This window comes from Gemmobacter aquarius, from assembly GCF_003060865.1.
In the GTDB taxonomy this organism is placed as follows: Bacteria; Pseudomonadota; Alphaproteobacteria; order Rhodobacterales; family Rhodobacteraceae; genus Paragemmobacter; species Paragemmobacter aquarius.
This window is the reverse complement of sequence record NZ_CP028918.1, coordinates 627,470-649,204: the sequence shown is the minus strand read 5'-3', so window position 1 is coordinate 649,204 and position 21,735 is coordinate 627,470. Positions and strand designations below refer to the sequence as shown.

Annotated in this window: 25 protein-coding genes and 1 riboswitch; of the genes, 8 read left to right on the top strand and 17 right to left on the bottom strand. The window is 64.4% G+C overall.

Translation table 11 applies throughout. The annotated features are described in order from the left end of the window. Positions 1-9: 9 nt before the first annotated feature. The 8 genes from HYN69_RS20445 to HYN69_RS03125 form a co-directional block, all read right to left on the bottom strand. Positions 10-555, bottom strand: a complete 546-nt coding sequence (locus HYN69_RS20445; protein WP_159082342.1) for a PepSY domain-containing protein — start codon at positions 553-555, stop codon at positions 10-12. 247 nt (positions 556-802) lie between these two features. Further along, complete coding sequence (gene trpB / locus HYN69_RS03155; protein WP_108434456.1) at positions 803-2,035, bottom strand: tryptophan synthase subunit beta; 1,233 nt, start codon at positions 2,033-2,035, stop codon at positions 803-805. 243 nt (positions 2,036-2,278) lie between these two features. Then, the gene (locus HYN69_RS03150) at positions 2,279-2,920 is read right to left on the bottom strand and encodes a phosphoribosylanthranilate isomerase (RefSeq protein ID WP_108434455.1); all 642 of its coding nucleotides are present in this window, start codon (positions 2,918-2,920) and stop codon (positions 2,279-2,281) included. Between the two features lie 2 nt (positions 2,921-2,922). Beyond that, on the bottom strand, positions 2,923-3,288 hold the full coding sequence (locus HYN69_RS03145; protein ID WP_108437008.1) for a lipopolysaccharide assembly protein LapA domain-containing protein: 366 nt from the start codon (positions 3,286-3,288) through the stop codon (positions 2,923-2,925). A 59-nt stretch (positions 3,289-3,347) separates the two neighbouring features. Continuing rightward, the gene (ihfB, locus tag HYN69_RS03140) at positions 3,348-3,632 is read right to left on the bottom strand and encodes an integration host factor subunit beta (RefSeq protein ID WP_108434454.1); all 285 of its coding nucleotides are present in this window, start codon (positions 3,630-3,632) and stop codon (positions 3,348-3,350) included. A 192-nt stretch (positions 3,633-3,824) separates the two neighbouring features. Further along, on the bottom strand, positions 3,825-5,504 hold the full coding sequence (gene rpsA / locus HYN69_RS03135; protein WP_108434453.1) for a 30S ribosomal protein S1: 1,680 nt from the start codon (positions 5,502-5,504) through the stop codon (positions 3,825-3,827). A gap of 265 nt (positions 5,505-5,769) precedes the next feature. Then, the gene (locus tag HYN69_RS03130; protein WP_108434452.1) at positions 5,770-6,432 is read right to left on the bottom strand and encodes an SDR family NAD(P)-dependent oxidoreductase; all 663 of its coding nucleotides are present in this window, start codon (positions 6,430-6,432) and stop codon (positions 5,770-5,772) included. Between the two features lie 121 nt (positions 6,433-6,553). After that, positions 6,554-7,189, bottom strand: a complete 636-nt coding sequence (locus tag HYN69_RS03125) for an NAD(P)H-dependent oxidoreductase (RefSeq protein WP_108434451.1) — start codon at positions 7,187-7,189, stop codon at positions 6,554-6,556. A gap of 131 nt (positions 7,190-7,320) precedes the next feature. Here HYN69_RS03125 and HYN69_RS03120 point away from each other — a divergent pair, with 131 nt between their 5' ends. Beyond that, positions 7,321-7,698: a winged helix-turn-helix transcriptional regulator gene (locus HYN69_RS03120; RefSeq protein WP_230426469.1), complete on the top strand. Its 378-nt coding sequence runs from the start codon at positions 7,321-7,323 to the stop codon at positions 7,696-7,698. A 20-nt stretch (positions 7,699-7,718) separates the two neighbouring features. Here the strand turns inward: HYN69_RS03120 and HYN69_RS03115 are convergent, their stop codons facing one another. The 3 genes from HYN69_RS03115 to aroA all read right to left on the bottom strand — a co-directional run bounded on the left by HYN69_RS03115 (position 7,719) and on the right by aroA (position 10,527). Further along, the gene (locus HYN69_RS03115) at positions 7,719-8,495 is read right to left on the bottom strand and encodes an SDR family NAD(P)-dependent oxidoreductase (RefSeq protein WP_108434449.1); all 777 of its coding nucleotides are present in this window, start codon (positions 8,493-8,495) and stop codon (positions 7,719-7,721) included. Beyond that, positions 8,492-9,085, bottom strand: coding sequence for a (d)CMP kinase (locus tag HYN69_RS03110; RefSeq protein WP_108434448.1), 594 nt, complete (start codon positions 9,083-9,085; stop codon positions 8,492-8,494). The genes HYN69_RS03115 and HYN69_RS03110 overlap by 4 nt, the downstream gene beginning before the upstream one ends. A 95-nt stretch (positions 9,086-9,180) precedes the next feature. Further along, entirely contained in the window at positions 9,181-10,527 is a 1,347-nt protein-coding gene (aroA, locus tag HYN69_RS03105) for a 3-phosphoshikimate 1-carboxyvinyltransferase (protein ID WP_108434447.1), read from the bottom strand. 120 nt (positions 10,528-10,647) lie between these two features. Between aroA and HYN69_RS03100 the strand changes: the two genes are divergently transcribed. Then, a complete protein-coding gene (locus tag HYN69_RS03100; protein WP_108434446.1) occupies positions 10,648-11,712 on the top strand; it encodes an MBL fold metallo-hydrolase in 1,065 nt (354 codons plus the stop codon). A 13-nt stretch (positions 11,713-11,725) separates the two neighbouring features. Here HYN69_RS03100 and trmB read toward each other — a convergent pair whose 3' ends face one another. The 6 genes from trmB to ybeY all read right to left on the bottom strand — a co-directional run bounded on the left by trmB (position 11,726) and on the right by ybeY (position 17,432). Further along, positions 11,726-12,448 (bottom strand): tRNA (guanine(46)-N(7))-methyltransferase TrmB, encoded by a 723-nt coding sequence (gene trmB, locus HYN69_RS03095; protein ID WP_108434445.1) that lies wholly within the window; start codon positions 12,446-12,448, stop codon positions 11,726-11,728. Between the two features lie 51 nt (positions 12,449-12,499). After that, the gene (locus HYN69_RS03090; protein ID WP_108434444.1) at positions 12,500-12,940 is read right to left on the bottom strand and encodes a VOC family protein; all 441 of its coding nucleotides are present in this window, start codon (positions 12,938-12,940) and stop codon (positions 12,500-12,502) included. Between the two features lie 320 nt (positions 12,941-13,260). Continuing rightward, positions 13,261-14,430 (bottom strand): methionine adenosyltransferase, encoded by a 1,170-nt coding sequence (gene metK / locus HYN69_RS03085; protein ID WP_108437007.1) that lies wholly within the window; start codon positions 14,428-14,430, stop codon positions 13,261-13,263. Positions 14,431-14,437: 7 nt separating this feature from the next. Next, positions 14,438-14,486: riboswitch (SAM-SAH riboswitch) on the bottom strand. 31 nt (positions 14,487-14,517) lie between these two features. Then, complete coding sequence (gene lnt, locus HYN69_RS03080; RefSeq protein WP_108434443.1) at positions 14,518-15,978, bottom strand: apolipoprotein N-acyltransferase; 1,461 nt, start codon at positions 15,976-15,978, stop codon at positions 14,518-14,520. A 5-nt stretch (positions 15,979-15,983) separates the two neighbouring features. Beyond that, complete coding sequence (locus tag HYN69_RS03075) at positions 15,984-16,889, bottom strand: transporter associated domain-containing protein (protein ID WP_108434442.1); 906 nt, start codon at positions 16,887-16,889, stop codon at positions 15,984-15,986. 36 nt (positions 16,890-16,925) lie between these two features. Then, positions 16,926-17,432, bottom strand: coding sequence for an rRNA maturation RNase YbeY (ybeY, locus tag HYN69_RS03070; protein ID WP_108437006.1), 507 nt, complete (start codon positions 17,430-17,432; stop codon positions 16,926-16,928). A 119-nt stretch (positions 17,433-17,551) separates the two neighbouring features. Here ybeY and hisD point away from each other — a divergent pair, with 119 nt between their 5' ends. From hisD to HYN69_RS03040, 6 genes are all read left to right on the top strand, one after another. Then, entirely contained in the window at positions 17,552-18,859 is a 1,308-nt protein-coding gene (hisD, locus tag HYN69_RS03065; RefSeq protein WP_108434441.1) for a histidinol dehydrogenase, read from the top strand. Next, positions 18,859-19,764 carry a GIY-YIG nuclease family protein gene (locus HYN69_RS03060; protein ID WP_108434440.1) on the top strand — a complete coding sequence of 302 codons (906 nt, stop codon included), beginning with the start codon at positions 18,859-18,861 and terminating at the stop codon, positions 19,762-19,764. Before hisD ends, HYN69_RS03060 begins: the two co-directional genes overlap by 1 nt. After that, positions 19,761-20,240, top strand: coding sequence for a UPF0262 family protein (locus HYN69_RS03055; RefSeq protein WP_108434439.1), 480 nt, complete (start codon positions 19,761-19,763; stop codon positions 20,238-20,240). The genes HYN69_RS03060 and HYN69_RS03055 overlap by 4 nt, the downstream gene beginning before the upstream one ends. A 68-nt stretch (positions 20,241-20,308) precedes the next feature. Further along, the gene (locus tag HYN69_RS03050) at positions 20,309-20,719 is read left to right on the top strand and encodes an arsenate-mycothiol transferase ArsC (protein WP_230426468.1); all 411 of its coding nucleotides are present in this window, start codon (positions 20,309-20,311) and stop codon (positions 20,717-20,719) included. Further along, the gene (locus tag HYN69_RS03045) at positions 20,716-21,126 is read left to right on the top strand and encodes a ketosteroid isomerase-related protein (protein WP_108434438.1); all 411 of its coding nucleotides are present in this window, start codon (positions 20,716-20,718) and stop codon (positions 21,124-21,126) included. Before HYN69_RS03050 ends, HYN69_RS03045 begins: the two co-directional genes overlap by 4 nt. After that, positions 21,123-21,728, top strand: coding sequence for a GNAT family N-acetyltransferase (locus HYN69_RS03040; protein ID WP_108434437.1), 606 nt, complete (start codon positions 21,123-21,125; stop codon positions 21,726-21,728). The genes HYN69_RS03045 and HYN69_RS03040 overlap by 4 nt, the downstream gene beginning before the upstream one ends. The last annotated feature ends 7 nt before the right edge of the window (positions 21,729-21,735 follow it).

The window sequence follows — 21,735 nt, the reverse complement described above, 5'->3', positions numbered from 1 at the left end:
TGTCAGAGGTCAGTCGTCGTCGCCGCCATCGTCGTCGCCGCCATCGTCGTCGCCGCCATGGTCGTCGCTGCTGTCGTCGCCGCTGTCGTCATCGCTGTCGTCGTTGCTGTCGTCATCCCCACCGTCGTCTTCGCTGTCGTCATCCTCGCTGTCGTCGTCTTCGCTGTCGTCGTCTTCGCCGTCAATGTCGTCGTCCGAATCGTCTCCATCGTCGCGATCCTCGAAGTCCTTGGTGACGCTTTTCACCTCGACCGACGACTTCGACATGTCTTCTGCATCGGCGGCTTCGGTTTCGGTCTTGATCGGCACGAGCACGCCGTTCTGATCTGTATAGACCGTCTCGACCTTGTTGCCGTTCGCGTCGATCACTTCGACCTTCACTTGGGTCGGCCCGAATTTCACTTCGGCCGCAACGATCCCGCTGCCGATCTGGCTTTGCAACTGGCTCACGATATTGGTCCGCGTCAGCGCATCCTGCGCCATAGCTCCCGACGCGAACGCAGCGCCGAGCGCCATCGCCGTGCTGAACAGCATTGCCTTGGTGGAAATCTTCATGGTCCTGCTCCTGTCTGACCGCCGCAGCGGAAGGGGTACGTGCCGCATCACGGCGACGGAACCAGAAGCGCCGCCAAATCGACGGTTGGAAATTGCCACGGGGTTTATTCGGGCGCCTTGCACCAAAGGTTGGCAGGCATAAACTTTGGTTTAGCCTTGCACGGTCCAAACCGAGCAGATGGAAAAACACCCCCGCGGCAGAACCGCAGGGGCGCAAGCAGGTCCGTAAGGCGCAGGTCAGCGGCTGTCAGACCTTCATGTCCTGACCCAGATGCTTGGCCACCGTGAAGATATCCTTATCCCCCCGCCCGCACATGTTCATCACGATGATATGGTCCGCGGGCAGGGTCGGCGCGATCTTCATCACATGCGCCAGCGCGTGGCTCGGCTCCAGCGCGGGGATGATTCCCTCGAGCTTGCAGCACAGCTGGAACGCTTCCAGCGCCTCGGCATCGGTGATGCTGACATATTTCGCGCGTCCGATGTCATGCAGCCAGGCATGTTCCGGCCCGATCCCCGGATAGTCGAGACCTGCCGAAATCGAGAAACCTTCCAGAATCTGCCCGTCAGGATCCTGCAACAGATAGGTGCGGTTGCCGTGCAGCACGCCGGGGCGACCGCCGGTCAGGCTGGCGCAATGCTCCATGCGGTCATCCACGCCCTTGCCGCCCGCTTCAACCCCGATGATGTTGACCGACGGATCGTCCAGAAACGGATAGAACAGCCCCATCGCATTCGACCCGCCCCCGATGGCCGCGATGATCGTATCGGGCAAGCGCCCCTCGCCTTCTTGCTCGGCCATCTGCCAGCGCACTTCCTTGCCGATGATCGACTGGAAATCGCGGACCATCGCCGGATAAGGATGCGGCCCCGCCACAGTGCCGATGCAATAGAAGGTGTCGCGCACGTTGGTCACCCAGTCGCGCAGAGCGTCGTTCATCGCGTCCTTCAGCGTGCCACGCCCCGAGGTCACGGGAATCACCTCGGCCCCGAGCAGTTTCATGCGGAACACGTTGGGCGCTTGCCGTTCCACATCATGCGCGCCCATGTAGACGATGCACTTCAGCCCGAATTTCGCGCAGACCGTGGCCGTCGCCACGCCATGCTGCCCCGCGCCGGTTTCCGCGATGATCCGCGTCTTGCCCATGCGGCGGGCAAGGATGATCTGGCCCAGCACGTTGTTGATCTTATGCGCGCCGGTATGGTTAAGCTCGTCGCGCTTCATGTAGATCTTCGCGCCACCCAGATGATCCGTCATCCGCTCTGCGAAATACAAGGGCGAGGGGCGGCCCACGTAATGCTTCCAGAGATAATCCATCTCGGCCCAGAACGTCGGGTCGGTCTTGGCGAATTCGTAGCGTTCTTCCAGATCGAGGATCAGCGGCATCAGCGTTTCCGACACGAAACGCCCGCCGAAGATGCCAAACCGTCCCTGCTCGTCGGGTCCGGTCATAAAGCTGTTGATTCCGTCCTCGGCCATGATCCTGCTCCCTCTTTGTGGCAACGATGTAGCGCCCCTGCCCGCGCGGGGAAAGGGGGGCTTCTGCCCCCTCGCCCTTTCAGGGCTCACCCCCGAGGATATTTGAAGGCAGAAAATGAACGCCGCACATTTTCTGTCTTCAAATATCCTCGCCGAAGGCTCCTGCCCGATCCGCGCCGCGCAACTGCAGACGGACGAGCGCAACGCGGCCGCGTGCCAGAATTTTCGCAGAAAATTCGGTCTTCAAGCCCGCGCGGCCGCGACGAAGGCCGCCATTCGGGCGGCGTCCTTGACCCCCGGCGCGCTTTCCACACCCGACGACACGTCGACCTGCCGCGCATTGGTCAGGCGGATCGCCTCGGCCACGTTGTCGGGCGTCAGCCCGCCGGCAAGCATCCACGGCCGCAGCCAGCGCCGCTGGGCCACCAATCGCCAATCAAAGGACAGCCCGTTTCCGCCCGGCAGAGCCGCGCCTTTCGGAGGCTTCGCGTCGATCAGCAACTGGTCCGCGACGGTGGAATAATCGAAGACCGCCGCCAGATCGCCTTCGTCCGCCACGCCCACGGCTTTCATCACCGGCAAGCCATAGCGCGCCCGCACCTCGGCCACGCGGTCGGGGGTTTCGTGCCCGTGAAGCTGCAACATATCAAGCGGCACCGCCTCGATGATCGCATCGAGTGTCGCGTCATCTGCATCCACCACCAACGCAACCTTGGCCAACCCGACCGGAGCGGCAAGTGCCAGTTCGCGCGCAGCAGCCACAGTCAGATTGCGCGGGCTTTTGGCAAAGAACACGAAACCCGCATAAGCGGCCCCCGCCGCAGCCGCAGCCGCAATGTCACCCACGGTCCGCAGACCGCAAATCTTCACACGGATATCTGCCACGTTCAGCCCGCCTTGCGCGGCTTTTCGATCAGCGCCAGCACATCGTCCTTGTGCGGCACGCTCGTGCTGTCCTTCATCACCGCAAGTTCCCGCTCCAGCCGCGCCAACTCGCGCCCGCGCACCGAAGCCGTCCGCCGGTGCTTGTGCTCGCGCAGCCATTCCCAGGTGAAGCCGATCACCGCGCCGCCAACGACGCCGCCGAAGATCACCAGAAACAGCGGCATCTCGACCGACCAGTTCACGCCAAAAAGTGCGGCAACATCCTCGGGGAGGAAATTCACCGGAACGACCATTCGGTTCGCCAGCGACACCGTCAGCAAGAAGATCGTCAAGGCAGCGATCAGAAGGTAGCGCATATAGCGGATCATCGGCATGGCCCCGTTACGGTTGCCGCACCACTATCGCCCCGCCCGCCCGCAGGCGCAAGTCAGGCCTTGCCGTTAAGCCGGTCACGCAGCAGTTTGCCGGTCTTGAAGAAGGGCACCTTCTTGTCATCGACCTTGACCGCCTCGCCGGTGCGCGGGTTGCGCCCCACGCGGGCATCGCGCGCCTTGACCGAGAAGGCCCCGAACCCGCGCAATTCGACGCGGTCGCCCTTGGCCAGCGCCTCGATGATCTCTTCGAAGACCGTGTTCACGATCCGCTCTACGTGCCGTTGCGTCAGGTGCGGGTTTTCATCCGCGATCTTCTGGATCAGTTCCGAACGGATCATCCGTGCAAGTCCCCCCTGCGGTCGCCTTAACTCACACGGCGCCACGTTGTTATTGCAGGAAACTATATGCAGAAATTCTTGCCGCACAAACGAAATCCAAGCGCGCCTGTCCGCCAAACCCCCGCATGCACAAGCAAAAAGAGCCCCACCGTGCGGCGGGGCCCTTTTCATCCTTGCCGTAAGGCAGATGGATCAGTTGCCGCCCTTGAGCGCGGCACCGAGGATATCGCCCAGCGAGGCGCCCGAATCGGACGACCCGTACTGCTCGACGGCCTCTTTCTCTTCGGCGATTTCACGCGCCTTGATCGACAGGCCCAAACGGCGGGTTTTCGGGTCGATGTTGGTCACGCGCACGTCGATGGTGTCACCGACCGAGAAACGCTCGGGGCGTTGGTCGGCACGGTCACGCGACAGGTCGCTGCGGCGGATGAACGACTTGGCGCCGTTGTATTCCACCTCGATGCCGCCATCTTCGATCGCCGTGACGACGACCGAGACGATGGAACCACGCTTCACGCCATCAACCGCATCGGTGAAGTTGTCTTCGCCGAGAGCCTTGATCGAAAGCGAGATACGCTCTTTCTCGACATCCACTTCGGTGACGGCGGCCTGAACCGTGTCGCCCTTGCGGTAGTTCGCGATGGCGTCTTCGCCACGCTGGTCCCACGACAGGTCCGACAGATGCACCATGCCGTCGATATCGTTGTCGAGGCCGACGAACAGACCGAATTCGGTGATGTTCTTGACTTCGCCTTCGATGTTCGACCCCACGGGATGCTGTTCGGCGAACACTTCCCACGGGTTGCGCTGGGTCTGCTTGAGGCCGAGCGAAACGCGGCGCTTGGCGCTGTCGATTTCCAGCACCATGACGTCCACTTCCTGCGAGGTGGAAACGATCTTGCCGGGGTGCACGTTCTTCTTGGTCCAGGACATTTCCGAGACGTGAACCAGACCCTCGACACCGGCTTCCAGCTCGACGAAGGCGCCGTAATCGGTGATGTTGGTGACACGGCCCTTGTGGACCGAACCCAGCGGGTAGGCTTTTTCCACGGCATCCCACGGATCGGCCTGAAGCTGCTTCATGCCGAGGCTGATGCGGTGGGTCTCTTTGTTGATCTTGATGACCTGAACCTTGACGGTTTCCCCGATGGCGAGGATTTCCGACGGGTGGTTCACACGGCGCCATGCCATGTCGGTCACGTGAAGCAGGCCGTCAACGCCGCCGAGGTCGACGAAGGCACCGTATTCGGTGATGTTCTTCACGACACCGTCGATCGACTGGCCTTCGGTCAGGTTGCCGATGACTTCGGCACGCTGTTCGGCACGCGATTCTTCAAGGATCGCGCGGCGCGAGACAACGATGTTGCCACGGCGACGGTCCATCTTCAGAATCTGGAACGGCTGCTTCATACCCATCAGCGGGCCAGCGTCACGCACGGGGCGGACATCGACCTGCGAACCGGGAAGGAACGCGACAGCGCCGCCCAGATCGACCGTGAAGCCGCCCTTGACGCGGCCGAAGATCGCGCCGTCGACGCGGGTCTCGGTTGCGTAGGCCTTTTCCAGACGGTCCCAGGCTTCTTCGCGGCGGGCTTTCTCGCGGCTGATGACAGCCTCGCCACGCGCGTTCTCGACGCGGTCGAGGTAAACCTCGACTTCATCGCCGATGTTGATCTCGGGGTTTTCGCCCGGGTTCGCGAATTCCTTGAGGTCGATACGACCTTCCATCTTGTAGCCGACGTCGATGATGGCCTGGCCCGCTTCGATAGCGATGACACGTCCTTTGACGACGGTGCCTTCTTCGGGAGTGTCGATTTCGAACGACTCTTTCAGAAGGGCTTCGAATTCATCCATGGATGCTTTGGCGCACATGTGCGAGTTTTTCCTTTATAAGATGTTGCTGGCCATGCGGTTGTCTCCGCCGGTCTTTGGTTGCCCCGAAACGGCAAAAGCGTCACTGACCGGAAAACCGGCCGGAACGACTCCTGTCCTTCAGGATGCGCGGCCTATACAGCCTTCCCACCCGACACGCAAGGAAACTTGGGAAACGCCGCGTGGCGATGCGCGGTCAACAGACCTCCGGTGCCCTACTTCTCCGCAGGATGCGCCGTCATTGCGTGTCCCCCCGCGGGGGCGGTCAGAACGGATGCGGCCGCCCGTCCCAGTTCTCGAAACACCCCGTCGTTGCCAAGGACAACGCGGCGAACCGCTTCAGCAGCCCCGATGCCGACTCGTCCTCGCCGATGTCGGCATCCGCGCCGCCCATATCGGTCCGCACCCAGCCCGGATGGTAAATCCCCACCGCGATGCCCTCGCCCCGCAGATCGGTCGCCAGATTCCGCCCGAGGTTCAGCGCCGCCGCTTTCGAGGCCCGGTAGATATAGCTTCCCCCCGTCGCCTTTGTGTCAGATCCCATCTGCGACGAGATGATCGCGATCTTGCCCTTGGCCGCCTGCAAATTCGGCAACAGCGACTGGATGGTCAGGAACACCCCCGTCACGTTGACGGCAAAGGTTTCGGCCCACATCCCAGCCGGATAACCGGTCGTCAGCTCCTCGTGCCCGTCCGGCAAAACCCCGGCATTGCACACCAGAAGATCGAGGCTTTGCCCCCCCAGCCGCGCAGCGAGCGCGTGGTGCGACGCTGGCTCGGTCACTTGCAACTCGTGCCAGTCGATACCCGCTTGTGCAGGGGCGACAGGCCCGCGATGGGTGCCTGTCACCCGCATGCCCCCCGCTGCCGCCTGCCGCGCCATCGCAAGGCCGATGCCGCGGTTCGCGCCGGTGATCAGAATTTTCATGTCGCGCCCTTCCCTTCGTGCCATTGCATCATTCCCTGCATCGCGCGCAAACGCCAGCCACCCGCCAACGCAAACGCCCGCAGCCTTTCGGACCACGGGCGCCCTGTCGCATCAGACGGGATCAGGCGACTTCCGACACCAGCTGGTCCAGATCGCGGCGCACCTTTTTCTGGCCGACCAGCCAGTCGCCGTCCGCAGCGCGATAGCCCAGCGGCAGCAGGGTCACCGACCGCAGCCCCTTTGCCGTCAGGCCAAGGATCTCGTCGACCTTTGCCGGATCGAAACCTTCCATCGGGGTCGCGTCCACTTCCTCGAATGCCGCAGCCGTCACGGCCAGACCAAAGGCGATATAGGCCTGACGCGCCGCGTGCTGGAAGTTTTCCTCGGCGCTGCGCGGCAGATACATGCCCTTGAGCTGGGCGTAATATCCCGCAACTGCCGCCTCGGCCTCGGGTCCACGCTGGGCCACGATGTCGGCCACGACGCCGTCGATCCGCGCTTCGGTATAATTGTCCCAGGCCGCGAAAACCAGCAGGTGGGACGCTTCCGTCACCTGCGCCTGATCGAAGGCCGCCGCACGGATCTTGGCGCGAACGTCGGGGTTCGTCACCACGAACACTTCGAATGGCTGCAAGCCGCTCGACGTCGGCGCAAGGCGGATCGCCTCGAGGATCGCCGCGATCTTTTCGTCCGGAACCTTGCGGGCAGCGTCCATCTTCTTCGTGGCATAACGCCAGTTCAACCGTTCATTCAGCATGGCAGTCTTTCCTGAAAACCCGCAGAGCAATTCCAATACCGGGTATACTTTTGATACCAAGTATTGTATCTGAACTGGACAGGGCCCGCAAGAACGCACATTTCTGTGCAGAGGTGACAAGGATCATGCCGATGCAAAGCTGTTCCGGCTCGCAGGGCCAGTGCCAGACGATCAACGCCGTACTGTCGCGCGTGGGCGATCGCTGGAGTGTGCTCGTGATCTTTACGCTGCGTGATGGTCGCCGCCGCTTCAATGAATTGAAACGCGAACTCGACATTTCGCAGCGGATGCTGTCGCTCACGCTGCGCGATCTGGAACGCGACGGCCTCGTAAGCCGGCACTACCATCAGACCATCCCGCCAAAGGTGGAATACGAACTGACCGATCTTGGCCAGTCCTTGCGTCGTCCGGTCGAAGTGCTGGCACGCTGGGCGGTTGACAACCACGCAGCGATCGATGCCGCACGCGACGCCTTTCACAGCGCGCAAGATCAGGCAGGCGCGGCCTGACGCGCCTGCGCTGTCCCGCCTTAGGGCATCAACTGCCCGCCATTCACCTCGATCACCTGGCCCACCACATAAGCCGACAGGCTGGCACAGGCGAGGAACAGATAGGCCCCCACACATTCCTCGGCCAGACCGAGCCGCCCCGCAGGGATCGTCGCCAAGGCTGCATCCAGCTGCGCCTTGGTCGAATAGCGTTCGTGGAACGGCGTGTCGATCACACCTGGCGCCACGGCGTTTACGCGGATGCCAAAGGGGATCAGCTCCTTGGCCATCCCCCGCGTCACGTTGTGCACGAATGCCTTGGACGATCCGTAAAGCCCTGCCCCGCCACTCGCCCCGTTACGCGCGGCGACCGAGGTGGTGTTGATGATGAACCCGCCTCCCGCCGCCTTTAGCGGTGCAATCGCCGCCTGCGAGGCAACAATCACCGACCGCGCGTTCAGGTCCATGATCTCGTCGTAATCCGTCTCGCGCGCCTCGGCGTAAGGCACGCGCCGCACCATGCCACCCGCGTTGTTGATCAGCCCGTCCAAGCGGCCAAAGGCTTCCACCGCCGCCTCGACCGCATCGCGCGCGCCGTCGCCTGTCGACATATCGGCGCGGATCAACCGCACCTTTCCGCCTGCGGCTTCGATCGCTGCGCCCAGCGCCTCGGCGGCATCCTGGCTTGCGTTGTAATGCAAGCCTACCAGCGCGCCTTGCGCCGCAAAGGCCCGCGCCACGGCAGCGCCGATCCCCGTCGAGGCCCCCGTGACCAGCACCGCTTTGCCTTCCAGCTCCGGCAACCGCATTCCTGTCATTCCATCTCTCCCAGTTTTGCAGCAACCAGCGCTACGGCCTGCGCCACGGCCTCGTCCACCGACATCGCGCTCGTGTCGATCATCACGGCATCGATCGCCGGCCGCAACGGGGCATCGGTGCGGCCCATGTCGCGTGCATCCCGCTCTTTCACCTCGGCCAGCACGACGGAGACATCCCCGCCCACCTCCAGCCATCGGCGATGCGCCCGCACCTCGGCGCTTGCGGTCACATACAGCTTCACCTCGGCCTCGGGGCAGATCACCGTCCCGATATCACGCCCGTCCAGCACCGCGCCGCCTTTGGCCCGCGCGAAACGGCGCTGGAAATCCACCAAGGCCGCGCGCACCTCGGGAATGGCGGCCACGCGGCTCGCCGCCTGCCCCGCCACGAGTGTCCGCAGATCATCCCGCGCCAGATCGGCGGGCACCAGACCCCGCGCGGCAAGCACCGGATCGCCACCCTTGGCCCCGACCGCCCGATAGAGCAGCCCCGTATCCAGATGGGCAAAGCCGAAGCGCGCCGCCACGGCCCGCCCGATCGTGCCCTTGCCCGCAGCCGCAGGCCCGTCGATCGCCACGGTAAAGATCACCGCCCCACCCTCATTTTCTGTCTTCAAATATCCTCGGGGGGTGAAGGCCCGCAGGGCCGAGGGGGCGCGAGCGCCCCCTTACGACGGCAAAGCCCTCACCCACGCGAAAGGTCCGCGCCCAAAGCCTGCATCAGCCCCTCGAAGACGGGAAAAGATGTCAGGATCGGGGATGCATCATCCACCGACACCGGCTTTTTCGACGCCATGCCGCAGACCATGAAGCTCATCGCGATCCGGTGGTCCAGATGCGTGGCGCAGGTGGCCCCGCCCTGAACCCCGCCCGCGCCCAGCCCGTGCACGATCAGCGTGTCCTCGTCCTCTTCGACCCGCACGCCGCAGGCTTCAAGCCCCCGCGCCATGGCGTCGATCCGGTCGCTTTCCTTGACCCGCAATTCCTTGACCCCGCGCATCACGGTCTTGCCTGTCGCAAAGGCCGCCACCACCGACAGCACGGGGTATTCGTCGATCATGCTCGGCGCACGCTCGTCGGGCACCTCGATGCCCTTCATATCGGGCGAGAACCGCACCCGCAGATCGGCCACCGGTTCACCGCCCTCCTCGCGCGGGTTCATGAATTCGATATCCGCCCCCATCTCGACCAGCGTCAGGTAAAGCCCGTTGCGCGTCAGGTTCTGGCTGACGCCGGGCACCATGATGTCCGACCCCTCGACAAGCAGCGCGGCACAGACCGGAAAGGCCGCCGACGAAGGATCACGCGGCACCGCGACGGTCTGGGGCCGCAACTCGGGCCGCCCCGTCAGGGTGATCACATTGCCCTCTGCGGTCTTTTCGACCGTCAGTTCCGCCCCGAAGCCCAAAAGCATCCGCTCGGAATGGTCGCGCGTCGGCTCTTTCTCGATCACCACCGTCTGGCCCGGCGCATTCAGCCCCGCCAGCAGCACGGCACTTTTCACCTGCGCCGAGGCGACAGGCAGCGCATAGCGCACCGGCACCGGATTGGCCGCGCCCACCACCGTCATCGGCAACCGCCCGCCTGCCCGCCCGTAGGCGCGGGTGCCGAACAGGCTCAGCGGGTCGGTCACCCGCCCCATCGGCCGCTTTCGCAAGCTCGCATCGCCGGTAAAGGTCGCGGTGATGGCGCTGGTCGCCATCGTCCCCATGATCAGCCGCACGCCGGTGCCCGAATTGCCGCAATCGATCACATCGGCAGGCTCGCGGAACCCGCCCACGCCCACGCCATGCACCGACCATTCGCCCTGCCCGTGCCGGATCACATCTGCGCCAAAGGCCCGCATGGCCGATGCGGTATCAAGCACATCCTGCCCTTCCAGCAGACCGGTCACCCGCGTCTCGCCCACCGCCATCGCCCCGAAGATCAGCGACCGGTGGCTGATCGACTTGTCGCCCGGAACCTCGGCCACGCCACGCAGCGGGCCCGATTTCGTTGCGGTCATGGGTTGCGCTTCACCGTGGCCGGACATCCCGTTCTCCCTGTCATTCCGGCCCGCCTGATAGCGCAACCGATGCCTCTGGTCCATGCAAGATCACGAAGCGCGCGGGACGACTTGAAAACCGCCCCGCCCCCCAGCATATCGCAAACCATGAACCGCCGCCGCTTCCTTACCCGCACCGCAGCCCTCGCCACCGGCGGTGCGCTTGCCGCAACCGGAGCCTTCGCCCTGTCCCCCGCACGCAACCGCTACTATTCCGGCCCGCCCGGCCCAAATTTCGACGGCACGCGGTTTTTCAACCCGGACGGCACGGCGCCCAAAGGGTTTGCCGACCTGATGAAATGGCAATGGGGCGGCGGCCGTGCCACATGGCCGGGCAGCGTGGCGATCACCCAGACCCGCCCCGCCGCCCGCGTCGATGACCTGACGATCACCATGGTCGGCCATGCCACGCTTCTGGTGCAGGTCGCGGGTCTGAACCTTCTGACCGATCCGGTCTGGTCGCTCCGCGCCTCGCCCTTTTCCTTTGCCGGCCCCAAGCGAACCACCGCCCCCGGCATCCGGTTCGAGGATCTGCCGCCGATCGACGCGATCCTTCTGTCGCACAACCACTACGACCATCTCGACACAGAAACCCTCATGCGCCTGCACGCAGCCCATGACCCCTTGGTCATCACGCCCCTCGGCAACGATGCGATCGTGACAGGGGCAGTCCCGCAGATGCGGGTGCAGACCGGCAATTGGGGCAATACGCTGCCGCTCGCCCATGCGGCGGTGCACTTCGAACCGTGCCACCATTGGTCCGCCCGTGGCACGCGCGACCGGTCGATGGCGCTCTGGTCTGCCTTTGTGATCGACACGCCGCGCGGCCGCATCCACCACGTCGGCGACACCGGCTTTGACCAAGGCCGCCCCTACCGCCACCTGCCCGAAAAGCACGGCCAAATCCGCGCCGCCATCCTGCCGGTCGGGGCCTACGAACCCAATTGGTTCATGCGCGACCAGCACCAGAACCCCGCCGAAGCGGTCGAAGGATTCCTGCTGTCGGGTGCACAATACGCCATCGGCCACCACTGGGGCACGTTCCAGCTGACGAACGAGGGCCGCGACACCCCGCCCCGCGACCTCGCCGCAGCCCTTGCAGCCAAGGGGATCGCGGAAACCCGCTTCCGCGCCCTGTCACCGGGCGAGGCTTGGGCCGTGCCGCCTGTCTAACCCTTCCGGCGGCCTAACCCGCCCGCCGGAACGTCACGTAATGCGGATCGCGCCCCTCGCGCAGGGCTTTTTGCTCGTAGCGGGTGGAAAGCCAATCGTCCCACGCAGCCCCGAGCCCCGCCTGAGATACGAGATCGAACCCCGCCTGCGGCACCTCTTCCAGCGTCTGGCGCACGTAATCGGGAATGTCGGTCGCCACGCGAAATTCAGCCCCCGGCTTCATCACACGCGCCAGCAGTTGCAGATACCCCTGCGTGACGAACCGTCGCCGGTGATGGCGCGCTTTGGGCCAAGGGTCGGGATAGTTCAGGAACGCCTTGTCCAGACAGGCATCGGGCAAGACATCGAACAGATCGCGCACATCGCCCGGATGGATACGCAGGTTGGTGACACCCGCCGTCCTGATCTTGCCCAGAAGCATGGCGATCCCGTTCACGAAAGGCTCGCAACCGATGAGTGCGATGTCGGGATAGCGTGCGGCCATATGCACCAGATGCTCGCCCCCGCCAAAGCCGACCTCAAGCCACAGCGGGCGGTCGCCGAACAGCGCGGCAAGGTCCAGCACCTGCCGCGCCGGATTGTCCGCAATCGTCACGCCCGCAAGCGACAGCGCCGCGAGGTCTTCGGCCAGATAGGTCTTCTGGCTGCCCCGCAGGGTCTTGCCATGCACGCGGCCATAGAAGTTCCGCCGCGCGGGGGGCGGGGTCGCAGCGTCGGTCTCGGGCCGGTCACTCATCGGGGGCATCCTTTTCGTCGCCGCGCGGCCTAGCCCCGCCCTGCCACGCGGTCAACCCTCAAGCGGCCGCTCGCCGATGCGCTCGACCACCATCACCAGATAGCCGTCGGGGTCTTGCACCAGAAACTCGCGCTGCCCGCCCATCCGGTCGCCCCAGTCGCGCCACTTTTCCCGCGGTTCGACATAGAAGGGCAACCCCGCCGCAACGACCCGCGCGGCCACGGCATCGACATCGGTGACATAGACCTGCACCACCATCCCGCGCCCGAACGGTGCCTCCATCGGCCCCGTCTCCCAATCGCCATCACGCTGATAGATCATCACCTGCGCCCCGTCGGGATGCACCAGACAGGCCAACCGCTGCGCCGGACGCTCGAAGGCAATCGCAAAGCCCAGCACATCGGTCCAGAACCCCAGCGACACCGGATAATCCGTCACCATCATCTCGGCCATCAGCATCGCCCAAGGCGCAGGGGGCGCACCGATCCCCATCAGCCCCGCCCCCGACAGGACAGCGCACCCTGCACGGGCGACGGCGCAACCCCGCCGCCATCCGGCAAACAGGCCAAAGCACCACGCCGCATCAGGCCGGCTGGATCGGGTCTCGTCATGGCAGGCTCCTTCGTGATCGCAAGCGATGGCTAGCACGTTCGGACAGCAAAGCGAAACGCCGCCATTTTCTGCCCGGGAAATATCCTCGGGGGGTGAGGGCCGGCACGGCCCGAGGGGGGGCGGAAGGCCCCCCTGCCCCCTTAAAAGAAACGGCGCGCGGACCTCCGCGCGCCGTCTCGATCTGCCGGTGGCATGCGCCCTTACTTGACCGCTGCCTTGAGCGCGTCGATCAGGTCGGTCTTTTCCCAGGAAAAGCCGCCGTCCGCCGTGGCGGCACGGCCAAAGTGGCCGTAGGCGCTGGTGCGGGCGTAGATCGGCTTGTTCAGGCCCAGCTTTTCACGGATGCCGCGCGGCGTCAGGTCCATGCATTCGGCCACGGCGCGTTCGATTGCGGTGGCATCCACCGCCCCAGTGCCATGGGTGTCGACATAGATCGACAAAGGCTTGGCCACGCCGATCGCATAAGACACCTGCAAGGTGCAACGCTCGGCCAACCCTGCCGCGACCACGTTCTTGGCCAGATAGCGCGCCGCATAGGCCGCCGAACGGTCTACCTTGGTCGGATCCTTGCCCGAGAACGCGCCACCGCCATGCGGAGCCGCGCCGCCATAGGTATCGACGATGATCTTGCGACCCGTCAGGCCCGCATCCCCGTCCGGGCCACCGATCACGAAGGTGCCCGTCGGGTTCACCCACCATTCGGTCTTGTCCGTGATCCAGCCCGAAGGCAGGATGGCGCGGATATGCGGCTCGACGATGGCGCGGATATCCGCACTCGTCTGGCTTTCCAGCATGTGCTGGGTGGACAGCACTATCGACGTCACCTCGACGGGCTTGCCATCTTCATACCGCAGCGAAAGCTGCGATTTGGCATCCGGCCCCAGCGTCGGCTCGGCGCCCGATTTGCGGACCTCGGCCAGACGGCGCAAAATCGCGTGGCTGTACTGGATCGGCGCGGGCATCAGCTCGGGCGTTTCCTGACAGGCGTATCCGAACATGATGCCCTGATCGCCCGCACCGTCACGGTCCACGCCTTGCGCGATATGGGCCGACTGCTCGTGCAGCAGGTTGTGCACTTTCAGGGTGTTCCAGTGGAACTTGTCCTGTTCGTAGCCGATGTCCCGCACGCAATCGCGAACGATCGCTTCGACACGGGCCACCATGGCCTTGGTCTTTTCGGGCGTAGACAGCCCGACTTCCCCGCCCACGACGACCGTATTGGTCGTAGCAAAGGTTTCACAAGCGACCCGGGCATTCGGCTCTTCGGTCAGAAAAGCGTCCAGCACGGCGTCAGAGATACGGTCGCACACCTTGTCGGGGTGCCCCTCTGATACTGATTCAGAGGTAAAAACATAATTCATACGAGACATGGGGAAGTGCTCCATTGGGTGATCCCTGTCACGTCAGGAAGCCGTTGTGACAGTTCGCCTCCCTGCTAGACGCCGCCCCCGCCCCCGTCAAGCCGACTTGCGCCCACCACCCAGCCAAAGCGCTGCCCCGAGCCCTGCCAGCAACATAAGCACGGGCCATTCGCCCCAGCGCGCATAGGGCGGAGCCGCAAGCGCCCCCGGCACGGTGACATCGATCGCGCCCTCGGCCCCCAGCGGCAGGCTGTCCAGAACCCGCCCGCGCGCGTCGATCACCGCCGTTATGCCGGTATTGGCCACCCGCAGCAGCGGCAATCCCTGCTCGATGGCGCGCAGTTCTGCCTGCGCCAGATGCTGATACGGGCCGGTCAGCGTGCCGAACCATGCGTCGTTGGTGATCTGCAAGATGTAATCGGCCCGCTCAGGCACTCCGCGCAGGTCTTGCGGAAAGACCGCCTCGTAGCAGATCAGCGGCAGAACCTTGCCCAACGGGCCAAGGTCCAGCACCGCAGGCCCCGTGCCCGCCGAATAGCCGTTGCCCTGCTGCGCTGCAAAGGCACGCAACCCGAACCAGCGGTAAAGCGTGTCGCCAAAGGGAATATACTCGCCGAACGGCACCAGATGATGCTTGTCATAGACCGGCCCGACCCCGCCACCCGCACCGATCACCGCCATGGAATTCCAGAACTTCCAGCCCTCGACCCGCTGGATGCCCGTCACCACCGGACTGCCCCGCCCCGCGACCGCAATCGCCTGCGCCACCTGCGGGTTCTCCTCGAGCAGGTAGGGCACGGCCGTTTCGGGCCAGACCGTCAGGTCAGGCACCGCACCCTCTTGGGTCAGGTCGAGCAGGCGGCGAAAGAACACATCCGCCTGAACCGCATCCCATTTCAGGCTTTGCTCGGCATTGGGCTGCACCAAGCGCACCACCATGTCGCGGGGGACAGGTTCGGGCGCGGACAGGCGCCACGCGCCAAAGCCGAACCCCGCCGCCACCAGCGCCACCGCCCCCGCCACCGGAACCGCCCGCCGCATCGCAAGTAATGCCGCCACCAGTAGCGTGAACAGCGTCAGCCCGTTCGCCCCCCCCAAAGCCGCCATCTGCGCGGGCGCATGGCCGATCCACACATGCCCCGGCAGCGCCCAGGGAAACCCGGTCAGCACATAGCCCCGCGCCAGTTCCGCCACCGTCAGCGTCAGCGCAAAGCCAAGCCCGCGTTGCCGGAACAGGCGCGATGCCGCCCCGGCCACAGCCCAGAACAGCGCCAGACCGAAGGACAGGAACACGACCGCAAAAGGCGCCATCCATGCGTAATCTTCCGCATCGACCAGAAAGGGATAGACGATCCAGTTCAGCGCCGCGACGAAATACCCCGCCCCTGCGAACCACGCGACCCACCCCGCCGCCCTATCCGCCCGCGCCACCAGCGCCACGACCAGCGCGAGCGCAGGCAAGGCCGCCCACCACCAGCCAAGCGGGGCCTGCCCCAGTGCGGCCAAAGCGCCCGCGCCAAAGGCGGGCAGAACCGCCCGCCACCCCGGCCAGCCCATGCGCCTCACTCAAGCGCCGCCTGTTCCGCCGCAGCCGAGGCCGCATCGACCACCTCGGGCAACCGTATCCTCACCCGCTTGATCCGGCGAGGATCGGCGTCGACCACCTCGAACTCGGCCCCGCTTTCATGCGGCACGATCTCGCCCCGCGCGGGCACGCGACCCGTCCGCAGAAAGACGATCCCGCCCAGCGTGTCGATCTCCTCGTCATCCTCGTCGGTGCGAAGACGCAAGCCTATGGCTGTCTCGATCTCTTCCAGCGGGGCATTGGCCATGCAAAGGAACACGCCGGGCTTTTCCTCTTTCCACAGCGCGCCTTCCTCTTCGTCGTGCTCGTCCTCGATCTCGCCGATCACCGTCTCGATCAGATCCTCGATGGTCACGAGGCCATCGACCCCGCCGTATTCGTCGATCACCAGCGCCATATGCACCCGTTCGCGCTGCATCTTTTGCAGCAAGACGCCGATGGGCATCGAAGGCGGCGCGTAAAGCACCGGACGCAACAGACGCTTGAGCGACCAGCGCCCCGCCGTCCCGAACCCGTGCTGCAAGGCAAGGTCTTTGAGCAGCACCAACCCCTGCGGATGGTCAAGCGTGCCCTTGTAGACCGGCAACCGGCTGAAGCCATGTTCGCGGAACACCGCGACCAGATCATCCTTGCCGATGTCCAAAGGCACGGCGACGATCTCGACCTTGGGCACGGCCACGTCGTCCACCCGCAAGCGCCGCAGCGCCGACAGTCCCGGCAGTCCGCCCGGCGAGGCCGACGCCTGCGCCGGTCCGCCCCCGCCTTCAGCCTGATCGGCACCGGGGTTAAAGGCGCTCAGCAACCGTCCGAAAAACCCGCGTTGCGCTGGCTCTGCCTCGTCATCATGGGACGCCTGCTGCGACCCGTCACTGCTACTGCCCATCGATCCTTGTCCAACACCGCCCCGACACATGGGGGCTTATGAATATGGGTCCGAAAGCCCGAGCGAGGCAAGTATTCTCACCTCGGCCGCTTCCATCACCGCCGCATCCTCGTCATCCACATGGTCATAGCCCAGACAATGGAGCAGACCGTGCACCAGCAGATGCGTGACATGGTCCGCCACCGGCTTGCCCTGCTCTGCCGCCTCGCGCGCGCAAGTCTCGTAAGCGATTGCGATGTCACCCAGTTCCACCGGATCATCCGCCGTTCCCGCTTCGGGCGGTTCGGGCAGATCGCCGAACACTTCGGCGGCCCGCTCTTCCGATGGCCACGACAGCACATTGGTCGGCTGCGGCTTGCCACGGAAATCGGCGTTCAGCACCGCGATCCGCGCATCGTCGCAGCCCATGACCACGACCGAAAAACCCTGCGCCTCCAGCCCGAGGCCCGCCAGCGCAGCGCCGCAGGCCCGCCCGGCCAAAGCCTCCAGCCCCAGCGCCTCCCAGCGCGCATCCTCGATAACGATATCCACGATCCCATCCATGCGCCGCGCCATACACCGACTGCACGCAAAGCACAAACGCCCCGCCGCTGCGACGATCCTCCGCTTGAGGGGCAGGGACATCGGCGCTAAGTGGGGCCTATCTTGCAAAGCGAGCCGCCATGACCTTCTTTCTTGCGACCACCGATGCCGATTTCGAATCCGCCTTCACCGCCCTTCTGGGCATGAAGCGCGAAGAGGCCGAAGATGTGGATCACGCCGTGGCCGCCATCATCGCCGATGTGCGCGCACGCGGCGATGCGGCGCTGATCGACCTGACCGCCCGCTTCGACCGGATGGAGGTGACAGCCGACCGCCTCGCCTTTTCGCCCGCCGAGATCGAGGCCGAAATCGCCAAGGTCTCGCCCGAGGATCGCGCGGCACTCGAACTCGCCGCAGCCCGCATCCGCGACTATCACGCGCGGCAACTGCCCGAAGACCGAAGCTGGACCGATGCCGCAGGCGCAACCCTCGGCTGGCGCTGGACGCCGGTTTCGGCGGCGGGGCTTTACGTGCCGGGGGGGCTGGCCTCTTATCCGTCGTCGGTGCTGATGAACGCCATTCCGGCCAAGGTCGCAGGCGTGAAACGCCTTGTCGTGACCTGCCCCACACCGGGCGGGGTGGTCAATCCGCTGGTGCTGCTGGCCGCCCGCATCGCGGGGGTTGACACGGTCTATCGCGTTGGCGGCGCACAGGCTGTCGCCGCCCTTGCCTATGGCACCGCAACGATCCAGCCGGTCGACAAGATCACCGGCCCCGGCAACGCCTATGTCGCCGCCGCCAAGCGCCGCGTCTTTGGCCGCGTGGGTATCGACATGATCGCAGGGCCGTCGGAAGTGCTGGTGATCGCCGAGGCGGGGAATGACCCCGACTGGATCGCGCTCGACCTTTTGTCACAGGCCGAACATGACGAAAGCGCGCAAGCCATCCTGATCACCCCCGATGCCGCCTTTGGCCATGCGGTGGCAGGTGCCGTGGCCAAGCGGCTGGAAACGCTCGACCGCCGCGCGATTGCGGGGGCATCATGGCGCGACAATGGCGCGGTGATCGTGGTGCGCGATCTGGACGAGGCGGCGGCTCTCGCCAACCGCATCGCGCCCGAACACCTTGAAATCATGGTCGACGATGCCGAGGCACTGGCCGCCAAAATCCCCCATGCCGGCGCAATCTTCCTTGGCCCTTGGACGCCCGAGGCGATTGGCGACTATGTCGGCGGCCCGAACCACGTGCTCCCCACCGCCCGCTCGGCGCGGTTCTCGTCGGGGCTGAACGTGCTCGATTTCATGAAACGCACGACCATGGCGCGGATGACCCCCGAGGCGCTGGCCGCCATCGGCCCCGCCGCCGAACGGCTTGCAATATCCGAAAGTTTGCAGGCACATGGGCTGAGCGTGCGGGCAAGGTTGGACCGGCTGAACCGGAGCGAATAATGGGATTTGGGCGTTCGATAGAGTTGTTTCTTGTTGATGGGCGTCCTGAAGGGCTGCTCACAGCCAAGGTTTTCAATTGGACGGGCCAAGTGCTCAAAGCGCCCCGTCTCGCCATACGCGAAGCACTTGGCCGTTCGGAAGCACGTTTTACGGGTGTGTATATCCTTCTTGGCGAACGTGACGGCGGGAATCTCGCTTACGTGGGCGAAGGTGAAGAAATATCTGAACGGATCAAATCTCACGAAGCCAATAAGGACTGGTGGACTGACGTTGTGTTTATCACAACTTCCGCCAACGAACTCAACAAAGCACACGTAAAATACCTCGAATCGCGTCTCGTGGAACTTGCGCGCATCGCGGCGTATTGCCCGCTAGAAAACGGCAATAATCCGCCACGACCCAGCCTCAGCGAGGCGGCGCGAGCAAACATGGAAGAGTTTCTGGACACGCTTCTGATGGTTCTGCCCACTCTCGGAATTGAACTGTTCAGAAACCGCGCGCGCATCTCGAACCTTGTGAATCCAAGCCAGCCCGCTTCCGCTACCGCCGACGAAGTATTGTTCCGAATTCAAAACCCGAATTTCGGAGTCGATGCCAAAGCCAGACTTGCCAACGACGAGTTTATCGTTCTCGCGGGTTCGATCATCCGTCGATGGATCGGCAAGGGTGAACACAGCTTTGGTTACAGAGAATTGCAGGCCAAGCTTTTTGAAGGGGGACTCGCGCAAGAGACAGATGCCGCACATGCTGTTCTGGCTGTTGATTACGCGTTCAACTCCCCGTCAGCCGCTGCTGCCGTGGTTCTGGGACGACCAGCTAATGGACGTACTGAATGGGTAACGTCGAACACCGGTATGCAGTTCAAAGACTGGGAAGAAGCCGAACTGAACCGGATGGCTCCATGACCAACCGCATCTGCCATATCGAGATCGACGAAAAGGGCCTCGCCCGCCCCACGCCGGAAATCGAGCAGGAACGGCGCGTGGCCGTGTTCGACCTCTTGGAAGAAAACTCCTTCGCCCTGCCTGTCCGTGACGGGCGCGTCACCCCTCTTGGCCCCTACCGCCTGTCGCTGGCCATCCGCGAGGGGCGGCTTGTCTTTGACATCGCCACCGAAGACACGGTCAAGGTGGGCGAATTCCACCTGTCGCTCGGCCCCTTCCGGCAGGTGGTGAAAGACTATTTCCAGATTTGCGAAAGCTATTTCGAAGCCGTCAAACGCCTGCCCCCCAGCCAGATCGAAGCCATCGACATGGCGCGGCGCGGCATCCACAACGAAGGCGCGCGCGTGTTGCAGGAACGGCTGACCGGCAAGGCCGAGGTCGACATCGACACCGCCCGCCGCCTGTTCACCCTGATCTGCGTCCTGCATTGGGGCTGAACCGGGTGGCAACGCGATTTCCCACGTCGGTGCTGTTTTGTTGCGATCATAACGCGGTCCGCTCGCCCATGGCCGAGGGGCTGATGAAGCGATTGTACGGCCAGCGCGCCTACGTCCAGTCGGCGGGCGTCAAGAACGACATGGAGGTGGACGGCTTTTCCATCGCCGTCTGTCAGGAACTGGGGATCGAACTGTCGCGCCACCGGTCCCGCAGTTTCGAGGAAATGAAGGAATGGGGGGACGACCTGTCGCAATTCGACCTGATCGTCGCGCTGTCGCCCGCAAGCCAGCGCATGGCGCTGGAGTTGACGCGGTTCTACCATCTGGAGGTGGAATATTGGCCGATCCTCGACCCGACGGGATTGGGCGAGGGGCGCGAGGCCAAGCTGTCGGCCTATCGTCAGGCGCGTGACCAAATACGGGACCGCATGTTGCAACGCTTCGGACCGCCCACCGAGCCGGAAGGAGACAAGCCATGAGCTTTGACAAGACCGTTGGTCTGCTATCCCGCTACTACGCTGCCTTCAACGCGAGTGACGTTGACGGAATGCTGCAATGCGTGTCCGAAGATGTCGAACATCGCGTGAACGAGGGCGGAATCCGCCATGGCCGTGCGAAATTCGCCGAGTTCTGCGGGCATATGGGAGTGAGCTACCGCGAGGAGTTGAAAGATTTGGTGATCCTCGCCAACATGGATGGGTCGCGCGGGGCGGCGGAATTCGTGGTGCATGGCGAATATCTCAAGACCGATCCGGGATTGCCCGAGGCCAAGGGGCAGCGCTACGTGCTGCCCGCCGGAGGGTTCTTTGAGATCAGGGGCGGCAAGATCGTCCGCATCACCACCTTCTACAATCTGAACGACTGGACCCGGCAGGTTTCGGCATGACGCGCCCGCTGCCCGAAGGCATCACCGTCCGCGCCCTGTCGGGGGCCGAACTGGAAGCCGCCCTCGACGATGTGGCGCGGCTAAGGATCGCGGTGTTCCGCGACTGGCCCTACCTTTACGACGGCTCGCTGGCCTATGAGCGCGAGTATCTGGCGACCTATCGCGACAGCCCCAAGGCTTTGCTCGTCGGGGCCTTCTTCGGCGAGGTGCTGGTGGGCGCCTCGACCTCGACCCCGATGGAAGACCACGCCGCCGAATTCGCCGCCCCCCTCGCCGCGCGGGGCATCCCGCTGGAAAGCATCCTCTACGGCGCGGAATCGGTGCTTTTGCCCGAATATCGCGGCAAGGGTCTCGGCCACCGCTTCTTCGACCTGCGCGAGGATCACGCCCGCGCCCTCGGTCGCAGCCATGTCGCCTTCTGCTCGGTCAAGCGTCCCGACGACCACCCGCTCAAACCCCCAAGCGCCCGCACCAATGATGCCTTCTGGGCCGGGCGCGGCTACGAACCCCTGCCCGGTGTGCTGGCCGAATTTGCGTGGAAAGACGTGGGCGAGGATCACGAGACGACAAAACCGCTGCAATTCTGGATGCGGGCACTTTGACGCGTCC